Source organism: Micromonospora sp. NPDC000121 (assembly GCF_042899165.1).
Taxonomy (GTDB): Bacteria; Actinomycetota; Actinomycetes; order Mycobacteriales; family Micromonosporaceae; genus Micromonospora.
This window is the reverse complement of record NZ_JBIAZP010000002.1, coordinates 214,672-234,816: the sequence shown is the minus strand read 5'-3', so window position 1 is coordinate 234,816 and position 20,145 is coordinate 214,672. Positions and strand designations below refer to the sequence as shown.

At 73.9% G+C, this 20,145-nt stretch carries 21 protein-coding genes and 1 tRNA gene; 9 read left to right on the top strand and 13 right to left on the bottom strand.

The features are described from left to right. The first annotated feature begins 28 nt into the window (after positions 1 to 28). On the top strand, positions 29 to 334 hold the full coding sequence (locus ACFY23_RS07125) for a hypothetical protein (protein ID WP_350686601.1): 306 nt from the start codon (positions 29 to 31) through the stop codon (positions 332 to 334). Between the two features lie 101 nt (positions 335 to 435). Here the strand turns inward: ACFY23_RS07125 and ACFY23_RS07120 are convergent. From ACFY23_RS07120 to ACFY23_RS07090, 7 genes are all read right to left on the bottom strand, one after another. Beyond that, a tRNA-Val gene (locus ACFY23_RS07120) sits at positions 436 to 507 on the bottom strand. A gap of 80 nt (positions 508 to 587) precedes the next feature. Beyond that, positions 588 to 1,055 (bottom strand): peroxiredoxin, encoded by a 468-nt coding sequence (locus ACFY23_RS07115; protein WP_350686599.1) that lies wholly within the window; start codon positions 1,053 to 1,055, stop codon positions 588 to 590. Positions 1,056 to 1,134: 79 nt separating this feature from the next. Then, positions 1,135 to 1,572 carry a DUF3052 domain-containing protein gene (locus ACFY23_RS07110; protein ID WP_350686598.1) on the bottom strand — a complete coding sequence of 146 codons (438 nt, stop codon included), beginning with the start codon at positions 1,570 to 1,572 and terminating at the stop codon, positions 1,135 to 1,137. Positions 1,573 to 1,682: 110 nt separating this feature from the next. Then, positions 1,683 to 4,190, bottom strand: coding sequence for a thiamine pyrophosphate-dependent enzyme (locus ACFY23_RS07105; RefSeq protein ID WP_350686596.1), 2,508 nt, complete (start codon positions 4,188 to 4,190; stop codon positions 1,683 to 1,685). 51 nt (positions 4,191 to 4,241) lie between these two features. Beyond that, entirely contained in the window at positions 4,242 to 4,724 is a 483-nt protein-coding gene (locus ACFY23_RS07100) for a MarR family winged helix-turn-helix transcriptional regulator (RefSeq protein WP_350686594.1), read from the bottom strand. 75 nt (positions 4,725 to 4,799) lie between these two features. Next, the gene (locus ACFY23_RS07095; RefSeq protein ID WP_350686593.1) at positions 4,800 to 5,204 is read right to left on the bottom strand and encodes a YjbQ family protein; all 405 of its coding nucleotides are present in this window, start codon (positions 5,202 to 5,204) and stop codon (positions 4,800 to 4,802) included. Between the two features lie 26 nt (positions 5,205 to 5,230). Further along, positions 5,231 to 5,602 carry a hypothetical protein gene (locus ACFY23_RS07090; protein WP_350819072.1) on the bottom strand — a complete coding sequence of 124 codons (372 nt, stop codon included), beginning with the start codon at positions 5,600 to 5,602 and terminating at the stop codon, positions 5,231 to 5,233. 214 nt (positions 5,603 to 5,816) lie between these two features. Here ACFY23_RS07090 and aceE point away from each other — a divergent pair, with 214 nt between their 5' ends. Then, positions 5,817 to 8,561 carry a pyruvate dehydrogenase (acetyl-transferring), homodimeric type gene (gene aceE, locus ACFY23_RS07085; RefSeq protein WP_350686957.1) on the top strand — a complete coding sequence of 915 codons (2,745 nt, stop codon included), beginning with the start codon at positions 5,817 to 5,819 and terminating at the stop codon, positions 8,559 to 8,561. Between the two features lie 135 nt (positions 8,562 to 8,696). Here aceE and ACFY23_RS07080 read toward each other — a convergent pair whose 3' ends face one another. After that, positions 8,697 to 9,146 carry an SRPBCC family protein gene (locus ACFY23_RS07080; protein WP_350686956.1) on the bottom strand — a complete coding sequence of 150 codons (450 nt, stop codon included), beginning with the start codon at positions 9,144 to 9,146 and terminating at the stop codon, positions 8,697 to 8,699. A gap of 245 nt (positions 9,147 to 9,391) precedes the next feature. Here ACFY23_RS07080 and gltX point away from each other — a divergent pair, with 245 nt between their 5' ends. After that, the gene (gene gltX, locus ACFY23_RS07075; RefSeq protein WP_350819073.1) at positions 9,392 to 10,801 is read left to right on the top strand and encodes a glutamate--tRNA ligase; all 1,410 of its coding nucleotides are present in this window, start codon (positions 9,392 to 9,394) and stop codon (positions 10,799 to 10,801) included. A gap of 131 nt (positions 10,802 to 10,932) precedes the next feature. On the opposite strand, the gene ACFY23_RS07070 is transcribed toward gltX, so the two are convergent. After that, a complete protein-coding gene (locus ACFY23_RS07070) occupies positions 10,933 to 11,568 on the bottom strand; it encodes a copper resistance protein CopC (protein WP_350819074.1) in 636 nt (211 codons plus the stop codon). Between the two features lie 225 nt (positions 11,569 to 11,793). On the opposite strand from ACFY23_RS07070, the gene ACFY23_RS07065 reads away from it, so the two are divergent. Further along, on the top strand, positions 11,794 to 12,444 hold the full coding sequence (locus ACFY23_RS07065; protein WP_350683088.1) for a hypothetical protein: 651 nt from the start codon (positions 11,794 to 11,796) through the stop codon (positions 12,442 to 12,444). A 40-nt stretch (positions 12,445 to 12,484) separates the two neighbouring features. Here ACFY23_RS07065 and ACFY23_RS07060 read toward each other — a convergent pair whose 3' ends face one another. From ACFY23_RS07060 to ACFY23_RS07045, 4 genes are all read right to left on the bottom strand, one after another. Further along, complete coding sequence (locus ACFY23_RS07060; protein WP_350683086.1) at positions 12,485 to 12,703, bottom strand: zinc-binding dehydrogenase; 219 nt, start codon at positions 12,701 to 12,703, stop codon at positions 12,485 to 12,487. Next, entirely contained in the window at positions 12,700 to 13,410 is a 711-nt protein-coding gene (locus ACFY23_RS07055; RefSeq protein WP_350683084.1) for an NADP-dependent oxidoreductase, read from the bottom strand. The genes ACFY23_RS07060 and ACFY23_RS07055 overlap by 4 nt, the downstream gene beginning before the upstream one ends. 36 nt (positions 13,411 to 13,446) lie before the next feature. Then, positions 13,447 to 13,788 carry a hypothetical protein gene (locus ACFY23_RS07050; protein WP_350683082.1) on the bottom strand — a complete coding sequence of 114 codons (342 nt, stop codon included), beginning with the start codon at positions 13,786 to 13,788 and terminating at the stop codon, positions 13,447 to 13,449. 96 nt (positions 13,789 to 13,884) lie between these two features. Beyond that, complete coding sequence (locus ACFY23_RS07045) at positions 13,885 to 14,424, bottom strand: hypothetical protein (protein ID WP_350683080.1); 540 nt, start codon at positions 14,422 to 14,424, stop codon at positions 13,885 to 13,887. Between the two features lie 241 nt (positions 14,425 to 14,665). Here ACFY23_RS07045 and ACFY23_RS07040 point away from each other — a divergent pair, with 241 nt between their 5' ends. From ACFY23_RS07040 to ACFY23_RS07020, 5 genes are all read left to right on the top strand, one after another. Then, entirely contained in the window at positions 14,666 to 15,856 is a 1,191-nt protein-coding gene (locus ACFY23_RS07040) for a histidine kinase (RefSeq protein WP_350683078.1), read from the top strand. Between the two features lie 16 nt (positions 15,857 to 15,872). Beyond that, a complete protein-coding gene (locus ACFY23_RS07035) occupies positions 15,873 to 16,592 on the top strand; it encodes a response regulator transcription factor (protein ID WP_350683076.1) in 720 nt (239 codons plus the stop codon). After that, the gene (locus ACFY23_RS07030) at positions 16,589 to 17,881 is read left to right on the top strand and encodes a PucR family transcriptional regulator (protein WP_387036660.1); all 1,293 of its coding nucleotides are present in this window, start codon (positions 16,589 to 16,591) and stop codon (positions 17,879 to 17,881) included. The genes ACFY23_RS07035 and ACFY23_RS07030 overlap by 4 nt, the downstream gene beginning before the upstream one ends. Positions 17,882 to 17,959: 78 nt before the next feature. After that, the gene (locus tag ACFY23_RS07025; protein WP_350683074.1) at positions 17,960 to 19,129 is read left to right on the top strand and encodes an acyltransferase domain-containing protein; all 1,170 of its coding nucleotides are present in this window, start codon (positions 17,960 to 17,962) and stop codon (positions 19,127 to 19,129) included. After that, positions 19,126 to 20,070 (top strand): beta-ketoacyl-ACP synthase III, encoded by a 945-nt coding sequence (locus ACFY23_RS07020; protein WP_350683072.1) that lies wholly within the window; start codon positions 19,126 to 19,128, stop codon positions 20,068 to 20,070. The genes ACFY23_RS07025 and ACFY23_RS07020 overlap by 4 nt, the downstream gene beginning before the upstream one ends. Positions 20,071 to 20,145 lie beyond the last annotated feature (75 nt).

Below are 20,145 nucleotides of genomic sequence, written 5' to 3'. Positions count from 1 at the left end.
CAGTCCGCACCAGCAAGGGTGAGTGGTCATGGACTCGGATTCGGACGACGTCAATCTCAGCCCCGAGGAGCAGGAGGCGCAGAACAAGCTGCTGCAAGCTCTCGAAAGGGTCCAGACGATCTCGATGGCGCTCAACCACGTCGAGCATCTCCTGAATCCCGAAAACCCGTACACCCCGGCCATGAACACGCCGCCGGTAAAGGCTCTGCTGCGTCAGGTGAATCCCGGCGAGACCGCCGAGCAGCGGCGAGACGCCATGCTCGAACTTCAGGCGAGACTGACGGTAGCCAAGAAGGAGTACGAGAAGGCCCTGGAAGAGGCGGAGAAGGTCTAGTGATGCCGGGCATCGTGCGCGACCCCGGGCAACGGTCCGCACTCCCCGTCGGCGGCTGTCCTCGTCCCGGCTGGTTCAGGTCAGCCGCAGTCACATGTATGTGGGCGCGGCAGGTTTCGAACCTGCGACCCCTCGCTTGTAAGGCGAGTGCTCTCCCACTGAGCTACGCGCCCGGAACGCCCGTACGGCGGGCCGGAGGCTGGCTAGCTTACCCTGCCACCCGTCGGCCCGGTCGTACGGCGTACCCGGTTGGTCAGGCCGCGACGGCCTCGGCCAGGGCCTTGCGCCAGCCCTGCTGGTCGCGGGCCTCGCCCGGCATGTTCATCTCGGCGAAGCGCACCACGCCCGCCTTGTCGATGACGAAGGTGCCCCGGTTGGCGATGCCGGCGACGTCGTTGAAGACGCCGTACGCCTGGGCCACCGCGCCGTGCGGCCAGAAGTCGGCCAACAGCGGGAACTGGTAGCCCTCCCGGTCGGCCCAGATCTTGTGGGCGTAGACCGAGTCGACGCTGACGGTGAGCACCTGGACGTCGTCGTTGACGTACTCGTTGAGGTTGTCCCGCACCTCGCACAGCTCACCCTGGCAGATGCCGGTGAAGGCGAGCGGGTAGAAGACCAGCAGCACGGTGCGCTTGCCGCGGTAGTCCGAGAGCCGGACCTCCTGGTTGTTCTGGTCCTTGAGCACGAAGTCCGGCGCCTCGGCGCCAACCTCGATCGGCATGCGAGCTCCTCAGAATGGGGTCAGGTGGGCAACAGCCTGCCACACCCGGCGGCGGGCGCCACCGGGTGCCACCGAGGGCCTACTTCTTGCCCTTGGCCCCGCGCCGCAGGACGAGGCGGGCGCCGCTCCAGTCCCGGCCGGCGTTCACGGTGGAGGTCTGCTGGAGGCCGGCGGTGGGCGCGGACTCGGCGATCTCGCTCGGCTCGACGTGCCCGTCGCGCCCGGCCTTGGGCGTGAGCAGCCACACGACGCCGTTGTCGGCCAGCGGGCCGAGGGCGTCGACGAGGAGTTCGAAGAGATCACCGTCGCCGTCGCGGTACCAGACCAGCACCGCGTCGACCACCTCGTCGGTGTCCTCGTCGACCAGCTCTCCACAGCGGTCGGTCAGGGCGTCCCGGAGATCCTGGTCGACGTCGTCGTCGTACCCCATCTCCATGACGACCATCCCCGGCTCGATTCCGAACCGGTCCGCCAGGCTGCGTACCCCGTCGGCGGCCTGACCAGCGGTCGCGCTCACTGTCGCGTGCCTCCTCATCTCATCCCTGCTGTCGACGTCGTGCGACGCCGTCAGGCAAGTCCACACAGTTGTGGCTCCCTGCGCAAGTGGCGCACCGGGTGAAACGGAATTTACCGTGCCAGCAGCGTACGGGCACCCTGGGTAATTGCTTCCTCGGAGACCAGAACCTGACGCGCCGCCGGACCTAATGGTACAAACGAGTCAACTCCGGCCACTCGCCGTGCCGCGCCGACATATCCGGCGTCGACCAGGGCGGCGATCACGCCCTCGCCCACCCCGCCGGACCGGCGCGTCTCGTCCACCACCAGCACGCGGCCGGTCGCGGCGGCCTCCCGGATGATGTCCGCCACCGGCAGCGGGGCGAGCCAGCGCAGATCGACCACGCGGGTGCCGATCCCCTCGTCGGCGAGGGCCGCCGCCGCGCGCAGCGACATCCGCACCCCGTTACCGAACGTGATGATCGTGATGTCCTCGGCGGAGCCGACCCCGTAGACCCGGGCCCGCCCGATCGGCACGTGCCCCCCGGTCCACGCGCCCGGCTCCGCGTAGGGGGCCAACCACTCGCCGTCGCCGTCGGCGTAGAGGTCGCGGGTGTGGTAGAGCGCGATCGGCTCCAGGAAGACGCAGACGCTGCCGTCCACCGCCGCGCTGGCCAGGCAGGTGCGCAGCATGGGCGCGGCGTCGTCCGGCCGCGCCGGCACCGCGACCACCAGGCCGGGCACGTCCCGGAGTACGGCCACCGAGTTGTCGTTGTGGAAGTGCCCGCCGAAGCCCTCCTGGTACGCCAGCCCCGCCACCCGCACCACCATCGGGTTGCGGAACGCCCCCTGCGAGAAGAACCGCATGGTCGCCGCCTCGCCGCGGAGCTGGTCCTCGGCGTTGTGCAGGTACGCCAGGTACTGGATCTCCGGCACGGGCAGCATCCCGGCCAGCCCGGCGCCGAGCCCCAGCCCCAGGATCGAGGTCTCGTCGAGCAGGGTGTCGAAGACCCGGGCCGCGCCGAACCGGTCCCGCAGCCCCTTGGTCACGCCGTACACGCCGCCCTTGGCCCCGACGTCCTCGCCGAACACGGCCATCTGCGGGTGGTCGAGCATCCCATCGGCGAGCGCGGCGTTGATGCTCTGCGCCAGGGTCAGCGGGCCGGTCAGCTCGGGCGGCTTGCCGCCGAACGCCTCCGCCCGGGCTCCGGCGCCGGGGCCGCCGGCCCGGGCCGCCGCGTCCGCCACCGCGCGGGCGACCCGCACCGGCCGGCGGGGGGCCAGCGGCGCCACCACCTCGGCCGGCGCGGCCAGCTTCGGCTCGTCCAGCACCTCCTCGGCGATCCGGCGCACCTGCCAGCCGATCTCGTCGTAGCGGGCCAGCAGCTCGTCGCCGGACGCGACGCCCGCCTCGACCAGCAGCCGCGCGGTGCCGACCAGCGGGTCCCGGTCGAGGTCGGCGGCGATCTCGTCGGCACTGCGGTACGCGGTCTCGGCGTCCGCGCCGGCGTGCCCCATCAGCCGCACCGTCGACAGGTGCAGCACGGCCGGGCGGCGGTGCCGGCGCACCCAGGCCGCCGCCTCGGTCGCCACCTCGTACGCCCGCACCAGGTCGCCGCCGTCGGCCGCGAAGTAGTGGATGCCCGGCCTGGACCGCAGCGTGGTCTCCACCCATCCCTTCGGCGAGCGGACGCTGATGCCGAGGCCGTTGTCCTCGCAGACGAAGAGCACCGGGATACGCAGGCCGGTGTGGTCGTACCAGCCGGCGGTGTTGAACGCGGCCGTGGCGCTGGCGTGGTTGACCGAGGCGTCGCCGAACGAGCAGACCACGATGGCGTCGGGCGGCCAGGGCGCGTGCGCCGCTCCCCCGCCGCTGCCGACCCGCATCCCCTCCCCGGCGCGCCGGCCGGCCGTGTCCAGCCGGCGCAGCCGCTCCACGGCCAGTCCCATCCCGACGGCGCGGGGCAGGTGCGAGGCGATGGTGGAGGTGGTCGGGACGACGGCCAGGTCGGCCCGCCCGAAGACCTTGTGCCGTCCGCCGGCGATCGGTTCCCGGCTGGAGGCGACCATCCCCCGCAGCACGTCCCGGGCCGCCTCGGCGTACCCGGGAGGGATCGGCCGGCCCGCGTCGGCCCCGGAGGTCGGGGGCGCGTCGGCCCCGGAGGTCGGGGGCGCGTCGGTCGGCTCCTCCGGGCCGGGCTCGTCCGTGCGGGTGGCGTCGTTTTCCGGGGGCGTCGGGTCGGCGTCGCCGGGCCGGTCGGGCCCGGCGGGGGCCGGGTCCGGTCGGGCCACGTCGGCGGCCTGACCGGCCCGGACGCAGTAGAACGCGCCCGAGCGGTAGTGCAGCAGCGCCGGATCGGTGGCGCGCAGGGCGGCGGCGACGGCGGCGTTCCCCTCGTGGCCGGCGGAGCCGATCGTGTAGAACCCCTCGCCGAAGCTGCGCAGCCAGCGCCCCGCCAGGTCGAGCTGGCGGCTGGTCACCTGGGCGTCGAAGAGGTCCAGCACCCGGGCGCCGGTGAGCGCCGCGCCGTCGGTGACCGGGTGTGCCGGGTCACGCGGCTGCTGCGGGGCGGCCAGCGCGGCCAGCGCCTCCCGGAACCGGTCGTCGAGATCTTGCGGGGTGGTCACGTCGGACAGCATTACCGACGGGCGCCCGGCTCGCCCACTCGGACACGAACGACGCGGGGCGGGTCAGGCGTCGCCGCACGACTCGGGGCAGCCCCCGTCGGAGACCTTCCACACCAGCTCGCGCAGGCTCGCCAGCTCGTCGACGGTGAGCCCGGCGAGCAGTCGGGAGTCCGACATGACCTGGCGCACCCGGGCCCGCACCCGCCGGCCCTCGTCGGTCACGACCAGCGTCTTCTGCCGCCGGTCCGTCGGGTCGATCCGCCGCTCGACCAGCCCGGCCTGCTCCAGCTTGTCGACCAGGGCGGTCACGTTGGAGCGGTCGCAGCCGAGGACCGTGGCGAGGTCCCGGGCCGGCAGCGGCCGGTCGGGGTCGAGCTCGTGCAGCGCCCGGGCGGTCGCCGGGGTGAGCCGCAGCGCGCCGACCTCCACGTCCTGGTGGTGCCGCATCGCGGCGGCGACGTGCATGATCCGGCGCACCACGTCCCCGGCCAGCGCCGGGCGGTCGCCCGGAGCGGGTCGGGTGGCGGGGTCGGTGTGCGGCGCCATGCCCCACATCCTACGTACGGCTCAATAGTTGAACGCTCCACCGTCGGGCGGCTCGCCCCCGGATAGCGGGGGCGGTCAGCCAGGCAGGAAGGAGAACCGGACGGTCCGGGTGGGGTTGTCGCCGTTGGGGTCGACCAGGCAGAGCGACTGCCAGGTGCCCAGCGCCAGCCGGCCGTCGACCACGGGCAGCGTCGCGTACGGGGGGACGAACGCCGGCAGCACGTGGTCGCGCCCGTGGCCGGGCGAGCCGTGCCGGTGCCGCCAGCGGTCGTCGGTGGGCAGCAGGTCGTCGAGCGCGGTGAGCAGGTCGTCGTCGGAGCCCGAGCCGGTCTCGATGAGCGCCAGCCCGGCCGTGGCGTGCGGCACGAAGACGTGCAGCAGACCGTCGCCCTGACCGCTGACGAACCGTTCGGCCTCGCCGGTGATGTCCCGGACGGTGGGCCGGGACCCGGTCTGGACCGTGATCACCTCGCTGCGCATACGTCGCATTCTGCCGTAGCGCCGGGTCAGAAGCTGCCGCCACCGCCACCGGAGTCGCCACCGCCACCGGACCAGCCGCCGCCGGAGTCGCCCCCGCCCCACCCACCACCGCCGGACCCGTCGTCCCGGCCGTAGTCACGGTCGCCGTACCCCGCGCCGACGTCCCCGCTCGGGCCGACGTACAGCGGGCCCGCTGCCGCGTCCTGAGGGCGGCGCCGGCCACGCGGCCGCCGCGCGTCCCGGATCAGCCCGACCCCGAGCAGCGCCAGGGTCGCGCCCAGCGCCGCGATCATGAACGCGCCGGGTGACACGAGCCAGCCGGCCACCCCGCCGACCGCCGTGCCGACCACCCCGACGGCGGTCATCGTCCCGCCGAGCACCACCGGTCGCCATCTCATGCCGGCAGGATAGGAAGACCCGACAAGTCCGCCCGGCGGGCGACGGGCGGCCCGGACCGCCGGGGCGACGGGGCGGAGCCGCTGGTCGCAGAAAGTTACTGACGGGTACCCTGTGTTGAGCGTCGCGTCTCGGGGCGGTGGGCGTGACGGCGGGTGCCACCAGGGGGCAGGATGGCGCTAGAGACCTATCCCACACAGAACCGAGGGAACGCCTGTGGCTACGGAACGCAAGCGCCCGGTGATCACCGCTGGTCTGCCGAGCCAGCTTCCGGACATCGACCCTGAAGAGACCAGCGAATGGGTCGAGTCGCTCGATGGTGTCATCGACGAGCGCGGAACCAAGCGCGCCCGCTATGTCATGCTGCGCCTGCTGGAGCGGGCCCGCGAGCGCCAGGTCGGGGTGCCGTCCCTGACCACCACCGACTACATCAACACCATCCCGCCGGAGCGCGAGCCGTGGTTCCCGGGTGACGAGCACGTGGAGCGGCGGATCCGGGCGTACGTCCGGTGGAACGCGGCCATGCTCGTGCACCGGGCGCAGCGCCCCGAGATCGGCGTGGGCGGGCACATCTCCACCTTCGCCAGTTCCGCCTCCCTCTACGAGGTGGGCTTCAACCACTTCTTCCGGGGCAAGAACCACCCGGGCGGCGGCGACCACATCTTCTACCAGGGCCACGCCTCCCCCGGCATGTACGCGCGGGCGTTCCTCGAGGGGCGGCTGACCGAGCACCAGCTCGACGGGTTCCGCCAGGAGCTGTCCCACCCGGGCGGCGGCCTGCCGTCGTACCCGCACCCGCGGCTGATGCCGGACTTCTGGGAGTTCCCCACGGTCTCGATGGGCCTGGGCGGGCTGAACGCGATCTACCAGGCGCGGTTCAACCGCTACCTGCACCACCGGGGCATCAAGGACACCTCGGACCAGCACGTATGGGCGTACCTCGGCGACGGCGAGATGGACGAGCCGGAGACGCTCGGCGCGATCGGCGTGGCCGCCCGCGAGGAGCTGGACAACCTCACCTTCGTGATCAACTGCAACCTCCAGCGGCTCGACGGGCCGGTGCGCGGCAACGGCAAGGTCATGCAGGAGCTGGAGGCGTTCTTCCGGGGCGCCGGCTGGAACGTCATCAAGGTGGTCTGGGGCCGCGAGTGGGACCCGCTGCTGGCGGCGGACACCGACGGCGCGCTGGTCAACCTGATGAACACCACGCCCGACGGTGACTACCAGACCTACAAGGCGGAGTCCGGGGCGTACGTCCGGGAGCACTTCTTCGGCCGCGACCCGCGGACCCGCAAGATGGTCGAGCACCTCAGCGACGACGAGATCTGGAACCTCAAGCGGGGCGGGCACGACTACCGCAAGCTCTACGCGGCCTACAAGGCGGCGATGGAGCACACCGGCCAGCCGACGGTGATCCTGGCCAAGACGATCAAGGGCTGGACGCTGGGCTCGCACTTCGAGGGCCGCAACGCCACGCACCAGATGAAGAAGCTGACGCTGGAGGACCTGAAGACCTTCCGCGACCGGCTCTTCCTGGACATCCCGGACAAGGCGCTGGAGGACAACCCCTACCTGCCGCCGTACTACACGCCGGGCGAGAAGTCCGACGAGATCGCCTACCTCAAGGAGCGGCGCCAGCAGCTCGGCGGCTACCTGCCGTCGCGGCGGCCGGGCACCAAGCGGCTGACCATCCCGGGCCCGGAGCGCTTCGCCGACGTCAAGCGCGGCTCCGGCAAGCAGAAGGTCGCCACCACCATGGCCTTCGTCCGCCTGCTCAAGGACGTGATGAAGGACAAGGAGTTCGGCAAGCGCTGGGTGCCGATCATCCCGGACGAGGCCCGCACCTTCGGCATGGACTCGCTCTTCCCGACGCAGAAGATCTACTCGCCGCACGGCCAGCGCTACACCGCCGTCGACCGGGAGCTGTTCCTGTCGTACAAGGAGGCCATCGGCGGGCAGATCCTGCACGAGGGCATCAACGAGGCCGGCTCGGTCGCCTCGTTCACGGCAGCGGGCTCGGCGTACGCCACGCACGACGAGCCGATGATCCCGATGTACATCTTCTACTCGATGTTCGGGTTCCAGCGCACCGCCGACGGGCTGTGGGCCGCCGCCGACCAGATGGCCCGGGGCTTCCTGCTCGGCGCCACCGCTGGCCGCACCACGCTCAACGGCGAGGGGCTCCAGCACGAGGACGGCCACTCGCACCTGATCGCCGCCACCAACCCGGCGGTGGTCGCGTACGACCCGGCGTTCGCCTTCGAGATCGCGCACATTCTCGAGGACGGCCTGCACCGGATGTACGGCGACAAGCAGGAGAACGTCTTCTACTACCTGACCGTCTACAACGAGCCGATCCTGCAGCCGGCCGAGCCGGAGGGCGTGGACGTCGAGGGCATCCTCAAGGGCATCTACCGCTACTCCCCCGCCCCGTCGGTGGGCGGCGACGCCCCGAAGGCGAACATCCTGGCCTCCGGCACGGGCATGCAGTGGGCGCTCAAGGCGCAGCAGCTGCTCGCCCAGGACTGGGGCGTGGCGGCCGACGTCTGGTCGGTGACCTCCTGGACAGAGCTGCGCCGCGACGCGGTGGAGTGCGAGGAGCACAACCTGCTCAACCCGGGCGCGGAGCAGCGGGTGCCGTACATCCAGCGGAAGCTGGCCGACGCCGACGGGCCGAAGGTCGCGGTCAGCGACTGGATGCGCGCGGTGCCGGATCTCATCTCCCGCTGGGTGCCCGGGGACTACACCTCGCTCGGCACGGACGGCTTCGGCATGTCCGACACCCGGCACGCCCTGCGCCGGCACTTCCACGTCGACGCCGAGTCGGTGGTGGTGGCGACGCTGCGGCAGCTCGCGCTCCGCGGCGCGGTGCCGGCGAGCGTGCCCGCCGAGGCCGCCAAGAAGTACGCCATCGAGGACGTGAACGCGGCCCCGGTCGGCGAGACCGGCGGCGACAGCTAGGTCGTACGCGACGAAGGGCCCGGCGCATCCGTGCCGGGCCCTTCGTCGTGCCTGGGGAGAACCGGTGGTGGCCCGGAGTCCCTGGCGGGGACACCGGGCCACCACCGTCGCGCGGGCGGCGCCAGGACGGCCCGGTCAGCCGACGGCGGCCAGGTCGGTCAGCCGGGCGAGCGAGTCCTCCAGGTCGGCGCCGACCCTGCGCAGGCCGAGGCGGAGCAGGGCGGCCTTGACCGGACCGGCGGGCCACCGGACGACGATGAGCCGCACGATCGTCCCGCCCTCCTCCTCGTCGTTGGCGGTGAGCTGGACGTATATCTCGGTGCGCGCCTCCGCCCGGGCACCGGCGCCCTTGGCGCGTTCGCGCCAGCCGATCAGGGTCGGCTCCTGGTAGGCGATCACTTCGGCCTCATGCGCCGCACCACGTCCGGCCTGGACCAGCTGCCGCCGCCCGAAGCCCTCTCCCGAGAGCACCTCGGCCGCGCGGACCCCCGCCAGCCAGGCCGGCAACTGCTCGGCCCGCTGCACGACGTCCCAGACCGCTTCCACCGGCGCCATCACGTGCGCACTGCGTTCCACGAGGATCATTTCCGTCTTTCCTCCAGTGAGGACATCCCACGATATCGGCACTCTATGCGCAAATTCGGACGTACCTGGACGGGTTCGGAAAAAGACACGCCGATTTCCATTGCGCCGCGGCGTCGTACGGCCTATGGCACAGGCCAGCGGTCACCGTGCCGGGCAGCGCGGTGTAAGGAAGGGCCCCTTGCAATCGCCTGGCGATTGCAAGGGGCCCTTCCAAACCCGGTGGCGCGCCGCCGTAGGCTGGGGGCGTGACGGTACGTGTACGCTTCGCCCCTTCCCCGACCGGTATGTTCCACGTCGGCGGCGCCCGCTCCGCGCTGCAGAACTGGATCTACGCCAAGCAGCAGGGCGGGGTGTTCGTGCTCCGCATCGAGGACACCGACGCGGCGCGCAACAAGCCGGAGTGGACCGAGGGCATCCTCTCGGCGCTGGACTGGATCGGCATCGAGCGCGGCAGCTACGAGGGCCCCCACTTCCAGTCCCAGTACGCCGCCGAGCACCGGGCCGCCGCCGCGCGGCTGTACGAGTCCGGCCGGGCGTACTACTGCGACTGCACGCGCGAGGCCGTGCAGGCCCGCACCGGCTCGCAGTACCAGGGCTACGACGGCTTCTGCCGGGACCGGGGCCTGGAGCCCGGCGAGGGCCGCGCCCTGCGCTTCCGCACGCCCGACGAGGGCGAGACCGTGGTGGTCGACCTGATCCGCGGCGAGCCGACGTTCGAGAACAAGCTGATCGAGGACTTCGTCATCGCCCGGGGCGACGGCTCGCCGGTGTTCCTGCTGGCCAACGTCGTCGACGACATGACCATGGGGATCACCCACGTGATCCGGGCCGAGGAGCACCTGCCCAACACGCCGAAGCAGCAGCTGCTCTGGGACGCCCTCGGGGTCAAGCCGCCGGTCTGGGCGCACGTGCCGGTGGTGGTCAACGAGAAGCGGCAGAAGCTCTCCAAGCGGCGGGACAAGGTGGCCCTGGAGGCGTACCGGGACGAGGGCTACCTCGCCGCGGCGATGCGCAACTACCTGATGCTGCTCGGCTGGGCGCCCTCGGGCGACCGGGAGATCGTGCCGTGGTCGGTGATCGAGGAGGAGTTCCGGCTGGCTGAGGTCAATCCCTCGCCGGCTTTCTTCGACGAGAAGAAGCTTCGCGCGTTCAACGGCGAGTACATCCGGGCGCTGCCGGTCGAGGAGTTCGTCGAGGCCTGCCGGCCGTGGCTGACCGGCACCGGCACGATCGCCCCGCCGCCGTGGCAGCCGGAGGAGTTCGACGCGGACGCCTTCGCGGCCGTGGCCCCGCTGGCGCAGACCCGGATCGCGGTGCTCAGCGAGATCGTGCCGAACGTCGACTTCCTCTTCCTCGCCTCGCCGCTGGTCGACGAGGCCGCCTGGGCCAAGGCGATGAAGGAGGGCTCGGCTGAGCTGCTGGACGCCGCCACCGCGGCGTTCGAGGGGCTGGAGTCCTGGGACGCGGAGACGCTGAAGTCGACACTGGAGGCGGTCGGCGCCGAGCGCGGCCTCAAGCTCGGCAAGGCCCAGGCGCCGGTACGCGTCGCGGTCACCGGCCGCACCGTCGGGCTGCCGCTGTTCGAGTCGCTGGAGGTGCTGGGCCGCGAGCGCACCCTCAGCCGCCTGCGCGCCGCCCGGGTCCGCCTGGTCTGACCTCGGCAGACGTACCGTCAGCGCCCGGGCCGGTCGAAACGGCCCGGGCGCTGACCTGTCGCGCCCGTCTCCCGGGCGATCGGGGCGCCGGCTGGCGGGAGTTCCGGGCGCAGCCCCGCCGGAGGGGCCGGTCAGCGGCGGGCGGAGCGGCGGCGCAGCAGCAGGCCCGCCGCGAGGGCGGCCAGCGCCGCGACGCCGCCGAGCGCCCACAGCCAGCCCCGCCCCGCGCCCTCGCTCCGCCCGACTGTCGGCACCACGGCCGCCGCGCCGCCGCCCGTCGGGGCGGGCGCGGCCGAGGTCGGTGCGACGGAGCCGGTCGGCGACGGTACGGCCGGCGCCGGCGTGGCCGGGCCGGTCGACGGGGGCGGTTCGGCGGGGGTGCCGGTGGTGAGGGTGAACCGCACCTCTCCGGAGACCGTGTGCCCGTCGCTGGACGCCAACCGGTAGCCGACGACGTACAGGCCGGCCCTGCCCGGGGTGAACGGAATGCTGACCCGGGAGCCGGAGAAGGTCGGCGGGCCGCCCGCCGCGACCACGTTGTCCGGCCCGGTGACTGTGATCTTCGTCGTGCCCGGGTCGGGCTTCGCCAGGAACCGGAGCTCGATCCGGGTGGGCGCCTTGGCCACCCGGGCGCCGTCGCGCGGATCGCTGCCGGTCAGCGAGTTGTGCGCGACGGCCGGCGCGGCCGGCAGCGCCAGCGACACACCGAGCGCCACGCCGACCGCCACTGGCCAGGTACGCGCCGCCCGTGGGACCCTGCCCCCCATGAACCCCTCCGTAAAGGTACGATCCGCCCGCTGATCAACGGCTACCGCTCACTGCCGGGCCCAGATCGCAGATAGTTCCAATTACTGTTCCACAAGCTGCAACCGATCGACGTTCTGCGGAGTCTTGAGAGTGGGCACCCGATGTGTGCGGGTTCGACCACTCCGTCGGCCAGGCAGCGCGTGACCTGCAGCAAGCCATCCATCGAACGGGGCGAGGAGGCGGCGATGGTCCGGACGATGCGGCGACTGGTCGCGGTTTTGGCGGGCGGGCTCGCGGCGACGGTCGTGTCGCTCGGTCTCGCCGGGGCGGCGAAGGCGGCGCCGAAGCCACCGCCCGCCGGCGTGGAGATCACCGGCGAGGGCCTGGCCGAGCCGCTGCGGCTGCACGCCGACGCCCACCCGGCGCACGTGGTGGCGATCATCGACCAGGTCAGCTTCCTCGGCCGCACGGGGCAGGCCCGCGGCCCGAAGGCGGCCGACCTCGGTCCGAAGTACACGGTCGTGGTGTTCGCCGGTGACGTTCCGAAGCAGACGTACGACCTCTACCCGAAGGCGGTCGGCGGGCCGCGGGTCTACCGGCCGGCCAAGCAGCCCGACTCCCGCAAGACCGTCGCGGGGTGGTTCCTCGGCCGGCTCACCATGTCGGAGACGCTCCGCACCGCCGGTGTGCCGCTGGAGCGGCAGTTCGACACGGTGAGCGGCGGCGTCGGCGGCGGCGAGCGGGTCATCCCGGAGGACGCGCTCAACCCGGCGAAGGACATCGACGAGGCCCTCGGCGAGCTGCAGCGGCTGCTGCTGCTCAACGTGGCGGTGGTGCTGGTGATCACGTCCGGTCTCGCCGGGATCGCGCTGCTGGTCCGCCGCCGCACCCGCTGACGGGCCACCCCGCGCCGCCCGATTGGCCTGGGTCGGCGGGTCAGACCTCCAGGACCACCTTTCCGCGGACGTGCCCCGTCTCCACCAGGCGGTGGGCGTCGGCGGCCTGCGCCAGCGGAAACGTCCGTGCCACGTGCACGGTCAGCCGGCCGGCGTCGACCAGCCCGCCGAGCAGGCTCAGGTCGGCCGACGACGGCTTCACGAACACGTAGCTGCCGCCCAGCCGGGCGACGTGCTCCGGGTCGGCCGTGGAGATCAACCGGGCGGGCCGGGCGAGCAGCCCGGCCGAATGTCCAGCGCGGCGCCGCCGAACAGGTCGAGCGCCACGTCCACCCCGTCGGGCGCGAGCGCGCGCACCCGGTCGGCCAGGCCGTCGCCGTACGCGACCGGCTCGGCGCCCAGGGACCGGACGAAGTCGTGGTTGTCCGGGCCGGCCGTGCCGATCACGCGGCCCGCGCCGAGCGCCCGGGCGATCTGGACGGCGAGGTGCCCCACCCCGCCGGACGCGCCGTGCACCAGCACCGTGTCGCCGGCGCCGGTGCGCGCCAACTGGAGCGCCTGGTACGCGGTGAGCCCAGCCAGCGGCAGGCCGGCCGCCTCGGCCCAGGACGCCTGGACCGGCTTGTCCGCCAGCGCCCGCTCCGGCGCCGGCACCAGCTCGGCGTACGTGCCGTGCTGGATGTCGTCGCGCCGGACGCACCCGACGACCTCGTCGCCCACCGCGAACCCGGCCACCGCCGGGCCGACCGCCTCCACCACCCCGGCCGCGTCCCAGCCGGGGACGAGCGGGAAGTGACTCGGGAAGGCACCGGCCAGGTGCCCCTCGCGCACCTTCCAGTCGACCGGATTGACCCCGGCCGCCCGGACCCGCACCAGCACCGTGTCCGGGCCGACGGGCGGGGTGGGCAGATCCCGGACGGTCAGCAGGTCGGCGGGGCCGTACGCGTCGATCGCGATCGCCTTCACACCGATCACGCTAACGGCCCGACGGTGCCCCCGTGGTCAGCACCAGCGGCGTGGCGGTCGCTCCCGGCGGACGGCGCGGTGCCGGGGGCGGACCGGGCCGTGCCGGTGCGCGCCGGCCCAACCGGGCAGGTCGCTGCGGCAGCCCTGCGTCGCCGCCGGCTCGGCCTCGCCCGGCAGGGCCGCCTCGGCGGCGCGCTGCCGGGGCACCGGGGCGTCCTCGTCGGCGCGCTCCGGCGCGCGACCAGGGGGCTCCGGCGCATGGGCCGGGAACCCGCCGGGCACTCGACGGTGGTGCTTGGCGGCCGCCTGCTGCTCGTGGTGGCCCGTCCGGCAGGGCTCACCCTGGGCGCAGCCGTGCTCGGCCTCCCCGTGGGCCATCCGGTCTCCTCACGCTCGCCACGCCCGCCGGGGTCGCCCCGACGTGCCCTGTCACCGTACTGGCCGGCACCGACGGGCCGTGCAGCCGGACCCGGGTCAGGGCCGCGCCCGGCGCGGGAAGATCGTCTCCCAGACCGGGAAGGCGACCAGCCAGATGACGATGGCGAGGGAGAGCCTGCCGATCCAGTTCGTCAGCTCCCGGGTCCGCTCGGCGTCGTCGACCCAGAGGATCGCCGCCCCGAGCAGCGCGCAGGCGATCGCCCACCCGAGCAGGCCCTTGCCCCACTCCCGCCACTCGTGCCGGGTCCGCGCCCACCCGTGCCGCGGCGGCCTGACCGGCGGCGGGCCACCGGCGAAGCGGTGCGCGAAGCGCTGGTCGGCCCAGCGGACCATCGAGTGCCCGAAGGCCACCGAGAAGCCGAGGTAGGCGGCGGCGAGGCCGTGGGTGACGTCCGCGGTGGCGCCGCGCCGCAGGTCCAGCGCGCTCGCCGCGAGCAGCACCAGGTCCACCAGCGGTACGCAGACCAGCAGCGCGGCGCCCAGCCGCGGCCGGCGCAGCGGATACCGCGCGACCAGCCCGGCGGCGAGCACCACCCAGAACCCGATCTCGCAGGCGACGATGACTCCCAGCAGCATTTCCACCCTCCCCGTTCGTGCCCCATCACCCTGCCCCGCCGCGGACGCGCAACCCTCACCGCCGAGAACGAGATCCCCCTCCCTCCTTCGACGGACCCGCCCCCGCCGGCCCCGGGAGCGGGGGGGGTGGGGCCGGTGCGAGGGCCTCGGGTGGGCGTACATCTTTCGGTGGGGGTGGGGCGGGGTGGGGTCCTCCGCCGGGCGGAGGGCGGGCGGCGGTCGGTGTGGTGGGATCGGGGCCATGCGACCGTCGACCTGGCTCGGGCCCGGCACCGCCGGCCGGGACCTGACGCTCGCCGCCGCCTCCCTGGCCGGCGGCGGGGTCTTGTACGGCCTGGACACGCAGCCGCAGGTGCCCCAGCAGCCGGGCCTGCCGGAGCCGCTGTTCCTGGTGCCGCTGGTGGCGGCCTGCGTGGCGGTGAGCCTGCGCCGGGTCGCGACCCGGACCAGCCTGACGCTCGGCACGGCGGCGCTGGTGGCCGACCTCGCGATGGGCGGCTCGCTGGCCACCGTCCTCGTCTACACCCAGGTGCTCTACGACGCGTGCGTGTTCGGTTCGGCCCGGACGTGGCGCTGGCTGCTGCGGATCACGGTCGCGCTGAGTGTGCTCTGCGCGGCGGCGGGGGTGCTGCTGACCGGCGACTGGCGGGGTGTGGGCGTCGGCGTGCTCGGCGTGCTCGCCGGGGTGGTGCCGGTGCTCACCGGGATCAGCGTGCGGCAGTACCGGGACCAGGCGGCGGCCGAGCGGGCCCGGGCCGAGCAGACCGCCCGGCTCGTGGAGCTGGACCGGCGGCAGGCGGTGAGCGCGGAACGGGCCCGGATGGCCCGGGAGCTGCACGACGTGATCGCCAACCACCTGAGCGCGGTGGCCATCCACGCCACGGCCGCGCTCTCCGTGCCCGGGCTGGACCGGGCCCAGGTCCAGTCGGCGCTGCGGGTGATCCGGGAGAACAGCGTGCAGGGCCTGGCCGAGATGCGGCAGATGATCGGGCTGCTCCGGGAGCCGGCGGAGGGCGGGCCCGCCGTCGACGCCACGGACGAGACGACCCGGGCCCGGCTGAGCGAGGTCGACGGGCTGGTCGACCGGGCCCGCGCCGCCGGGCTGGCGGTCCGGGTGACCCGGCGCGGCGAGCCCCGGCCGCTGCCGGTCGGGGTGGACCTGGCCGCGTACCGGATCGTGCAGGAGTCGCTGACCAACGCGCTCAAGCACGGCGCCGGCGAGGCCGACCTGCTGGTCGCGTACGAGCCGGCGGGGGTGGTGGTGGGCGTGGAGAACGCGGTCGGCGCCGGCGGTGGCGCGCCGGCCGGCGCGGGCGCCGGCCTGATCGGGATGCGGGAGCGGACGGCGCTGCTCGACGGCCGGTTCTCCGCCGGCCCGGCGCAGGGCCGCTGGCGGGTACGGGTGGAACTGCCGACGGGCGGGGCGGCGTGAGGGGACGGGACGTGTCATGGCCGAGGTGATCCGGGTGCTGCTCGCCGACGACCAGCCGGCGGTGCGGGCCGGGCTGGCCCTGATCCTGGGCGGCGCGCCCGGCGTAACCGTGGTGGGCGAGGCCGAGGACGGCGCGGAGGCGGTCCGGCTCTGCCGCGAGCTGCGGCCCGACGTGGCGGTCATGGACGTGCGGATGCCCCGGCTGGACGGCATCTCGGCCACCCGGGAGATCGTCGCCGACCGGCTCGCCGACGTGCTCGTGCTCACCACCTTCGACCTCGACGAGTACGTCTTCGGCGCGCTGCGGGCCGGCGCGGCGGGCTTCGTGCTCAAGGACACCGACGCCGAGGGGCTGGTGGCGGCGGTGCGGACGGTCGCCCGGGGCGAGGGGTTCATCGCCCCGGCGGTGACCCGCCGGCTGATCACCGCGTTCGCGGCGACCGCCCCGGCCACCTCCGGGGCGACCCGGGCGGCGGTGGACGCGCTGACCCCCCGGGAGCGGGACGTGCTGGCCTGCCTCGGGCTCGGGCTGTCCAACCAGCAGGTCGCCGAACGGCTGGCGATGGCGGAGAGCACCACCAAGACCCACGTCAGCCGGATCCTCGCCAAGCTGGACCTGCGCAGCCGGGTGCAGGCCGCCATCCTGGCCCAGGAGCTGGGGCTCCCCGCTCCTGCGCCCGCCCGGCCCGACAGGCCGGGCCCCGACGTCCCGCCGAGCGCGGGCCGCCCGGCGTGAAGGTGCAGGTCGGGGCGTGTCAGGCTGGAGCGGTGAGCGAGCCGGGCGGTACGGAGCTGTCGGCCACCCTGCGCCGGATCGAGCGGGCGGCGGGGGCGCTGGCCAGCGCCAGCGTGGCCCGGATGGACGAGACCCTGCCCTGGTTCCGCGACCTGCCCGCCGACCACCGCTCGTGGGTGATGCTGGTGGCCCAGGCCGGCGCCCGGTCGCTGGTGCAGTGGCTGCGCGACGGCGGCGGCACGGCGGACAGCACCCAGGAGGTCTCCGACGAGGTCTTCGCCACCGCGCCGCAGGCGCTGGCCCGCTCGATCAGCCTCCAGCAGACGGTGGCCCTGATCAAGGTGATGATCGACGTCGTCGAGGAGCAGGTCTCGCACCTGGCCGCGCCGGGCGAGGAGCAGCAGTTGCGCGAGGCGGTGCTGCGGTTCTCCCGGGAGATCGCCTTCGCCGCCGCCCGCGCGTACGCCCGGGCCGCCGAGTCCCGCGGCTCGTGGGACGCCCGGCTGCAGGCGTTGCTGGTGGACGCGCTGCTGCGGGGCGACTCGCCGGACGTGCTGGCCAGCCGCGCGGCGGCGCTCGGCTGGGCGGACGCCCCGCCGGTGGCGGTGGCGGTCGGTCGCTCCCCCGGCGGCGAGGTCTCCGCCGTGCTGCACACCGTGCACCGGCAGGCCCGGCGCATCGGCGCCGAGGTGATCGGCGGGGTGCACGGCGACCGGCTCGTCATCGTGCTCGGCGGCGCCGCCGATCCCGTCGCGGCCACCGGCAAGCTGCTCGGCGCGTTCGGTGACGGGCCGGTGGTGGTCGGTCCGGCCGTGCCGAGCCTGGACGAGGCGACCGAGTCGGCCCGGGCGGCGCTGGCCGGCTTCCGGGCCGCCCCCGCCTGGCCGACCGCGCCCCGGCCGGTGCCGGCGGGCGACCTGCTGCCGGAACGCGCGCTGGCCGGTGACGCGGAGGCGCGCCGGCGGCTGCGGCACGACGTCTACGCGGCGCTGGTGCGGGCGGGTGGCGAGTTGCTGGAGACCCTCGACGCGTTCTTCGCGGCCGGCGGGACGCTGGAGAGCGCCGCCCGCGCCCTCTTCGTGCACCCGAACACGGTGCGCTACCGGCTGCGGCGGGTCGCCGACGTGACCGGCTTCTCGCCGCTCGCCGCACGGGACGCGTTCGCCCTCCAGGTGGCGCTCACCGTGGGCCGGCTCGACCCGGTGGTCCCAGTGGTCCCGACCCAGACAATGACCCCAGCCGTCAGGAAAACATCACAGTCGGGTGACGATCACCGCCGATCTTTGTAGGAACCCTCCAAAGGTCCTAGTGCGGTTTGGTCGGCAGCCGCACAGCGCTACCCGCGCGTATCCGGGAGAGTCATAGACGTGCTCGCAGTACTCTCTCCCGGCCAGGGTTCCCAGAAACCCGGCTTCCTGACCCCCTGGCTCGACCTGCCCGGCGCCGAGGCGCGGCTGCGGTGGTGGTCGGCGATGGCCGGGGTCGACCTGGTGCACCTCGGCACCGCGGCCGACGCCGACGAGATCAAGGACACCGCCCGCACCCAGCCGCTGCTGGTCGCTGCGGCGCTGCTCGCCGCCGAGCACCTGCCGATGTACGACGTCACGGTCACCGCCGGCCACAGCGTCGGCGAGCTGGGCGCGGCGGCGCTCGCCGGGGTGCTGCCGGCGGAGGCGGCGATCACCCTCGCCGGGGTACGCGGTCGCGAGATGGCCGCCGCGTGCGCGCTGGAGCCGACCGGGATGGCCGCCGTGCTCGGCGGGGACTCCGACGAGGTACTCGCCGCGATCGCCGCGCACGGGCTGCACCCGGCCAACCGCAACGGCGCCGGCCAGTTCGTCGCCGCCGGCGCGGTCGAGGGGCTGGAGAAGCTCGCCGCCGAGCCGCCGACCAAGGCCCGGGTGATCCGCCTCAAGGTGGCCGGCGCCTTCCACACCCCGTACATGGCCCCCGCCGAGGCGGCGCTCGCCGCCGTCGCCGCCGGGATCACCCCCGCCGACCCGACCCGGATCCTGCTGTCCAACATCGACGGCGCCGCGGTCAACCACGGGCGCGACATGGTGCAGCGCCTGGTCCGGCAGGTCACCGCGCCGGTGCGCTGGGACCTCTGCATGCGCACGCTGGCCGACCTCGGGGTGACCGGCGTGATCGAGCTGCCCCCGGCGGGCACCCTCGCGGGCCTGATCAAGCGGGAGCTCAAGGACAGCGGCCTCCCGGAGATCGTCACCCTGAACACCCCGGACGACCTGCCCGCCGCGCGGGACCTGACCGCCCGGCACGGAATGGCGCCGAGTCACGAGCCGACCATGCAGTTCCGCGTGGTGGTGGCCCCGTCGGCCGGCACCTTCGAGCCGGCGGAGGACCTGGCCGAGGGCGCGACGCTCGACGCCGGGCAGATCGTCGGCCACATCGCCACCCGGCAGGGCCCGGTCGAGGTGACCGCGCACGACAGCGGGGTGCTCACCGAGTGGCTCGCCCACCACGACGACCCGGTCGCGCCGGGCCAGCCGCTCGTTCGCATCGGAGGTCACGCATGACCGGCAGCCGGATCCTTGCCATGGGGCACTACCAGCCGTCCCGGGTGGTCACCAACGACGAGATCGCGCAACTGGTGGAGACCAACGACGAGTGGATCCGCGACCGGGTCGGCATCGTCACCCGGCGGATCGCCGACGGTGAGTCGGTCACCGACATGGCCGCCGCCGCCGCTGGCAAGGCGCTGGCCAACGCCGGGCTCAGCGCCGCCGACATCGACCTGGTCGTCGTGGCCACCTGCAGCGCCGTCGACCGCAGCCCGAACGTCGCCTGCCGGGTCGCCGCCAAGCTCGGCATCACCGCGCCCGGGGCGTACGACATCAACACGGCCTGCTCCGGCTTCGCCTACGCGCTCGGCACGGTGGACCACGCGATCCGGGCCGGCGCCTCGCGCAACGCCCTGGTGATCGGCGCGGAGAAGCTCTCCGACATCGTCGACTGGACGGACCGCTCGACCTGCATCATCTTCGCCGACGGCGCCGGCGCCGCCGTGGTGACGGCCACCGCCGAGGACGAGCCCGCCGGCATCGGCCCGGTGGTCTGGGGTTCCGCCCCGGAGAAGAGCGACGCGGTACGCATCGAGGGCTGGCGCCCGTACATCCAGCAGGAGGGACAGTCGGTCTTCCGCTGGGCCACCACCGAGCTGGCGCCGCTGGCCCGGCAGGCGTGCGAGCGCGCCGGGGTGGACCCGTCGGAGCTGGCCGCCTTCGTGCCGCACCAGGCCAACGCCCGGATCATCGACGGCATCGCGAAGCGGCTCGGCATCCCGAACGCGATCATCGCCAAGGACATCGTCGAGTCCGGCAACACCTCGGCGGCGAGCGTGCCGCTGGCCCTGTCCAAGCTGGTCGAGCGGCGGGAGGTGCCCTCGGGCGCCCCCGTGCTGCTCTTCGGCTTCGGCGGTGGCCTGACCTACGCCGGTCAGGTCGTCCGCTGCCCCTGAAAGCCCCTCCGGCGCGCCAGCGCCGGGGAGTGACGGCCGGCGTCGTCGGCCGTCGAGTGAAACCGATGAGAGGAA